Raw genomic sequence first — 5,612 nt, 5'->3', positions numbered from 1 at the left:
CCGTGGAGGGCGCGGCGGTCCGCGACCAGGACGGCCGGACGTACGCCGCGGCCAGCGTCGCGCTGCCGTCGCTGACCATCACCGCGCTCCAACTCGCGGTCGCCTCCGCCGTCGCGGCCGGGGCCACCCGGTTGGAGGCGGCCGTGGTGGTGACCGAGGCGTCGACGCTGGACGGGGCGGGGCATGCTGCCGTGCGGGACCTCTCCGCCGACGCGCCGATCCACGTCGCCGCGCCGGACGGCACGGTCCTCGGCACGGTGGTCGAGTGACCGCCGATTTGGGGCGGCGTCCGTACCGGGCGGGGTTCGCCTGTTTCGTCGGGCGGCCCAACGCGGGCAAGTCGACGCTGACCAACGCGATCATCGGCCAGAAGATCGCGATCACCTCGAGTAAGCCGCAGACCACCCGGCACGTGATCCGGGCCGTGCTGCACCGCCCGGACTCCCAGCTCGTCCTGGTCGACACGCCGGGCCTGCACCGTCCCCGCACGCTGCTCGGCGAGCGCCTGAACGACCTGGTCCGCTCGACCTGGAGCGAGGTCGACGTGATCGGCCTCTGCGTTCCGGCCGACGAACCGATCGGTCGGGGCGACCGGTTCATCAGCGGTGAGCTGGCCGAGCTGAAGGCCACCGTGCTCGCGGTGGTGACCAAGACCGACCTGGTGGACCGCAAGCGTCTGGCCGAGCAACTGCTGGCGGTCAGCGAGCTGGGCGAGTTCGCCGCCGTGGTGCCGGTCAGCGCCGTCTCGGGGCACCAGGTGGACACCCTGGTCGACGTGATGACCGGCTACCTACCCCCGTCGCCGCAGCTCTACCCGGACGACATGCTCACCGACGACCCGGAGCAGGTGCTGGTCGCCGAGCTGATCCGGGAGGCGGCCCTGGAGGGGGTCCGCGACGAGCTGCCGCACTCGATCGCGGTGGTCGTCGAGGAGATGATCCCCGAGGGCCAGGTCATGAAGATCTTCGCCGACGTGTACGTCGAGCGGCCCAGCCAGAAGGCGATCGTCATCGGGCACCGGGCCAGCCGGCTGAAGGACGTGGGCACCCGCGCCCGCCGGCAGATCGAGGAGCTGCTCGGCACCCGGGTCTACCTCGACCTGCACGTGCGGGTGGCGAAGGACTGGCAGCGGGATCCGAAGCAGCTGCGCAAGCTCGGCTTCTGACGCGGCCTCGGCCGCTGCTTCGTGCGACCGACCCGCGACGCCGGTGCCGACGTCGCGGGCCGGTGTGAGTCGCGGCCTGTCCAGATATGGGAATTTTCACTTTTGCCCCACCAAAGCGGGGGTTTCACAGGATCAGGACGCAGGGTAGGGAACGTTCGACCCTGCCCCCTGACATAGATGCAGGCTGATGCGTAATCGATACCTGGACCTGCTCCGCGCCCTGGCCGTCGTCCGCGTCGTGGTCTACCACGTCACCGGGCTCGCCACGCTGACGCTGATCTTCCCGGCGATGTCGGTGATGTTCGCACTCGCCGGCTCGCTGATGGCGGCCTCCCTCGACCGGTCCGGAGCGCCCGCGGTGCTGCGCCGCCTGCGGCGGCTGCTGCCGTCGCTGTGGGTGGTGGCGGCGGTCTTCGTGCCGGCCATGCTGCTCACCGGGCTGGTGTTCACCCCGAGGGTGCTGCTCTGGCTCTTTCCGGTCGCCGACCCACCGGCCAACTACTGGGGGGCGCTGGCGCTCAGCCCGATCTGGTATCTGCGCGACTATTTGTGGTTCGTGCTCGCCTCGCCGGTGGCGCTGTGGCTGTACCGGCGCGCACCCCTGCCCACCCTGCTGGCCCCGTACGCCCTGCTCGTCGCCATCGAGTCCGGCGTCCTGGTCACCGCGTCCCCCGTGCTGCACCACTTCGGCCTCTACTTCGGCGCCTGGCTGCTCGGCTTCGCCCACCATGACGGCACGCTGCGGCGGCTGGCCAACCGGGTGCTGGTGCCCACGGCGGTGGCCCTCGGCGTGGCCGGCGGCGCGTGGATCCTCACCCACCCAAGCCCGCGCGGACACGACATCAACGACATCCCGCTGGGCAACGCGCTCTGGTCGGCCGCGTTCATCCTGCTGGTGATCGGCCGCGCCCCGGCCGCCGCGGGCTGGGTCGACCGCAGCCCGCTGGTCAGCCGGCTGGTGACCCTGGTCAACCGGCGAGCCCTGACGATCTACCTCTGGCACATGCCGTTCGTGGTGCTGCTCACCCCGATGGTGGGGCTGGCCGGTTGGACCGACCGCGACCCGATGGGACTGGCCGTCCGGGTGGTGCTGGTCTTCGCCCTGGTCGGCGTCGTGACCCTGCTGGTGGGCTGGGTGGAGGACATGGCCGCCCGCCGCCGGCCCCAACTGCTCCCCGGGGGCCGACCGCCGGCCCGGACCGTCACGGCCCCCTCGGCCGCAACCGGCGGGTCGGACGCGGCCGGCTCCCCGGAGATGCCGACCAGTCCCCCACCGGCCGGCGCGGGGCTCGGGGCGGACGGGCCGATGGTTCCCGTCGGCGCGGCCGGCCCGGCAGTGGCTCCCGGCCCGCGCCGGGCCGACGCCGCCCCCGACAGCACCTCCGTCGACCTCAGTGCTGGCCGAGGGTGACGTTCCCGCTGCCGGTGCTCAGGTCGAGCAGCAGGGGCGCGCCCGGGTCGTCCGGCACCCCCAGGGCGGTGTCGCCGGAGCCGGCGCTGGACCGCACCCGGTACCGCCCGGCGGGCACCACCAGCGTCACGTCTCCGCTGGAGGTGTGCGCCCGCGCCGAGGCGGGCCGGTCCAGGCCGAGGGTGACGTCGCCGGAGCCGGTCTCCGCGTCCACCTCGCCGCCGAGCCGGTCCCCGGTGATGTCCCCGGAGGAGGCGCGCAGCCGCGTCGCACCCGCCACGTCGGTCACGTCGATGTTGCCCGAGCCGGTCTTGACGCGTACCGGGCCGGTGGCGGAGGTGACCCCGATGTTGCCGGAGCCCAGCACGAAGTCGACGGTGCCGACCTTGGTCAGCTCCACGTCGCCCGAGCCGGTCTCGCCCCGGACCGTGACCCCCTCCGGCGCGGTCACCTCGTACGACACCGAGCAGCGAGGGCCGCACCGGGCGTCGAGCACCAGCTCGTCACCGCGGATCTCGTACCGGTGCTCCGGCTGGTCGCCCTGGTAGCGCAGCACCCGTTTGATGCGTACCTCGGTCGCCGGGCCGATCGCCCGCACCACGACGTCCCCCGAGCCCGGCCGCACCGTCACCGTGCCGATCCGGACCGCCTCGGTCTGGTCGAAGTCCAGCCGGCGGAAGGCGAGCGTGTCGCATCCGGCGGAGAGGATGAGGGCGGTGGCCGCGCCCAGGGCTACGGTGCTGCGAGCGCCCAGGGGCATGTTGCTGCGGGGGAGTGCCATGGTGGCCAACCTACGGCCGGTGCGCCGCCCACACATCCGGGACGCGATCCGGTCCACCCCGAACCGACCCTGATTTCTCACCCCGAGGGAGAATGGCCCGATGGCCGGGTACCGCCGACAGCTCTACCGCGACGACGCGGTGGTTCTGCGCGTGCAGAAACTGGGCGAGTCCGACCGGATCATCACGCTGCTGACCCGCCGGCACGGCCGGATCCGCGCGGTGGCCCGGGGCGTGCGGCGCACCACCAGCAGGTTCGGCGCCCGGCTGGAGCCGTTCGGCCACGTCGACCTCCAGCTCGCCGGCGACCCGAAGGGTAACCAGGGCAGCTCGCTGCACACCGTCAGCCAGGTCGAGGGGATCGACCTGTACGGCAAGCGGTTCCTCGGCGACTACCCCCGTTACACGGCGGCCAGCGCGATCGCCGAGACCGCCGAGCGGCTCACCCCGGTCGAGCGCGAGCCGTCGCTGCGGCTGTTCCAGCTCACCCTCGGCGCGCTCAAGGCCCTCGCCCGGGGCGAGCACGCCACCACGCTGGTGCTCGACGCGTACCTGCTGCGCGGGATGACCCTCGCCGGTTGGGCGCCGGCGCTGGTCGCCTGCGCGGTCTGCGGCACGCCGGGGCGGCACCGGGCGTTCTCCGTGCCGGCCGGCGGCGCGGTCTGCCCGGACTGCCGGCCGCCCGGCGCTGCCCACCCCGCTCCGGCCACCATCGACCTGATGTCCGCGCTGACCAGCGGCGACTGGGTGGTCGCCGACGCCACCGACTCCGGCGTACGCCGGGAGTGCAGCGGCCTGGTCGCGGCGCACCTGCAGTGGCACCTGGAGCGCGCGTTACGCTCGCTGCCGCTGGTCGACCGGGGCGCCCCGGTGGCCGGCGCGGTCACGTCGCCCGGCGGCGCGGGGCCGGGTGTGGTCCCGCCGCGCGTCGGGCCCACCGCCGCCGTTGTGTTCAGGGAGAAGACCGAGTGATCCGATCGACGAGGGCCGCCCGGCGCCAGCCGGTGCCACCGACCCCGCACCCGTCCGGCGCCCGGCCGCCGGCCCTGCCCTCCGGTGCCCTGCCGAAGCACGTCGCGATCGTGATGGACGGCAACGGCCGGTGGGCCAAGGAGCGCGGGCTGCCCCGCACGAAGGGTCACGAGCAGGGCGAGTTCAGTCTCTTCGACACCGTCGAGGGCGCCATCGAGCTGGGCATCCCCTACCTGTCCGCCTACGCGTTCTCCACCGAGAACTGGCGGCGCTCGCCGGAGGAGGTCCGTTTCCTGATGGGCTTCAACCGGGACGTCATCCGTCGCCGCCGGGACCAGCTCGTCGACCTGGGTGTCCGCGTGGTCTGGTCGGGGCGGGCCGGGCGGTTGTGGAAGAGCGTCATCTCCGAGTTGCAGACCGCCGAGGAGATGTCCCGGGGCAACTCGACGCTGACCCTGCAGTTCTGCGTGAACTACGGCGGCCAGGCGGAGATCGCCGACGCCGCCGCCGCGATCGCCCGGGACGTGGCCGCCGGCCGCCTCGACCCGGCCAAGGTCAACGAGAAGACCGTGGCGAGGTATCTCTACCACCCGGAGGTCCCCGAGGTGGATCTCTTCCTCCGACCCTCGGGCGAGGAGCGGATCTCCAACTTCCTGCTCTGGCAGACCGCGTACGCCGAGCTGGTCTTCCTCGACACCCTCTGGCCGGACTTCGACCGCCGCCACCTGTGGTACGCCTGCGAGCTGTACGCGCAGCGGGACCGCCGCTTCGGTGCGGCGCTGCCCAACCCGGTCGCCCCGACGTCCTGACCGGGGCGGTCGATCCGGGCACGATTGGTGATCTCGGATTCGGGGTACCACCACACCAGCAGCCGATCGCGGAGGTGAACCCACATGTTGCAGAAGCGGATCGCCCAGTGGGCGGTCATGGCGGTCGCCGTGCCGCTGGCGGCGGCCGGCGCCCGTCGGCTCAGCCACTCGCTGGAGGCCCGACGCGGCCCCACCGGCGTGAGTCGCCTGCTGGCCAAGGGCGCCGACCTGGTACGCCCGCAGAAGGCCAAGCGTCGCCGTTTCTGGTGACGACCATCCGACGCCGCCGCCCTCGGGCGGCGGCGTCGTCCTGCCTGCCGAGGCTCGTGCCCGGCGACGCGGGCCAGGCACAGCGGCATCGTCGCCGGCGGGTCAGGCGCCGGCAGGTGGGGACGGAGGAACCCGGCAGGCGGCGGCTCGTTCGCGCATACGATCGGCGCGAGGGCGGGTCGCGGGGGACCCGTCCGCCACGGGGG

Annotated in this window: 7 protein-coding genes; 6 read left to right on the top strand and 1 reads right to left on the bottom strand. The window is 73.3% G+C overall.

The window, feature by feature from the left end; translation table 11 throughout:
- From E1193_RS29670 to E1193_RS29660, 3 genes are all read left to right on the top strand, one after another.
- The coding region (locus E1193_RS29670; RefSeq protein ID WP_132186458.1) for a cytidine deaminase at positions 1-269 on the top strand (269 nt) is incomplete at its 5' end.
- Positions 266-1,165: a GTPase Era gene (era, locus tag E1193_RS29665; RefSeq protein WP_132186457.1), complete on the top strand. Its 900-nt coding sequence runs from the start codon at positions 266-268 to the stop codon at positions 1,163-1,165. The genes E1193_RS29670 and era, both read left to right, overlap by 4 nt.
- A 187-nt stretch (positions 1,166-1,352) precedes the next feature.
- Entirely contained in the window at positions 1,353-2,576 is a 1,224-nt protein-coding gene (locus E1193_RS29660) for an acyltransferase (protein WP_132186456.1), read from the top strand.
- Here the strand turns inward: E1193_RS29660 and E1193_RS29655 are convergent.
- On the bottom strand, positions 2,557-3,357 hold the full coding sequence (locus E1193_RS29655; protein ID WP_132186455.1) for a DUF4097 family beta strand repeat-containing protein: 801 nt from the start codon (positions 3,355-3,357) through the stop codon (positions 2,557-2,559). The genes E1193_RS29660 and E1193_RS29655 overlap by 20 nt on opposite strands.
- A gap of 100 nt (positions 3,358-3,457) precedes the next feature.
- Between E1193_RS29655 and recO the strand changes: the two genes are divergently transcribed.
- The 3 genes from recO to E1193_RS29640 all read left to right on the top strand — a co-directional run bounded on the left by recO (position 3,458) and on the right by E1193_RS29640 (position 5,406).
- The gene (recO, locus tag E1193_RS29650) at positions 3,458-4,327 is read left to right on the top strand and encodes a DNA repair protein RecO (RefSeq protein ID WP_132186454.1); all 870 of its coding nucleotides are present in this window, start codon (positions 3,458-3,460) and stop codon (positions 4,325-4,327) included.
- A gap of 32 nt (positions 4,328-4,359) precedes the next feature.
- Positions 4,360-5,136 carry an isoprenyl transferase gene (locus tag E1193_RS29645; RefSeq protein ID WP_207922921.1) on the top strand — a complete coding sequence of 259 codons (777 nt, stop codon included), beginning with the start codon at positions 4,360-4,362 and terminating at the stop codon, positions 5,134-5,136.
- Between the two features lie 84 nt (positions 5,137-5,220).
- A complete protein-coding gene (locus E1193_RS29640) occupies positions 5,221-5,406 on the top strand; it encodes a hypothetical protein (protein WP_132186452.1) in 186 nt (61 codons plus the stop codon).
- The last annotated feature ends 206 nt before the right edge of the window (positions 5,407-5,612 follow it).

This window comes from Micromonospora sp. KC606 (assembly GCF_004348675.1).
Lineage (GTDB): Bacteria > Actinomycetota > Actinomycetes > Mycobacteriales > Micromonosporaceae > Micromonospora.
Note: the sequence above shows the minus strand (reverse complement) of the source record. Positions and strands in the feature narration are given on the sequence as shown.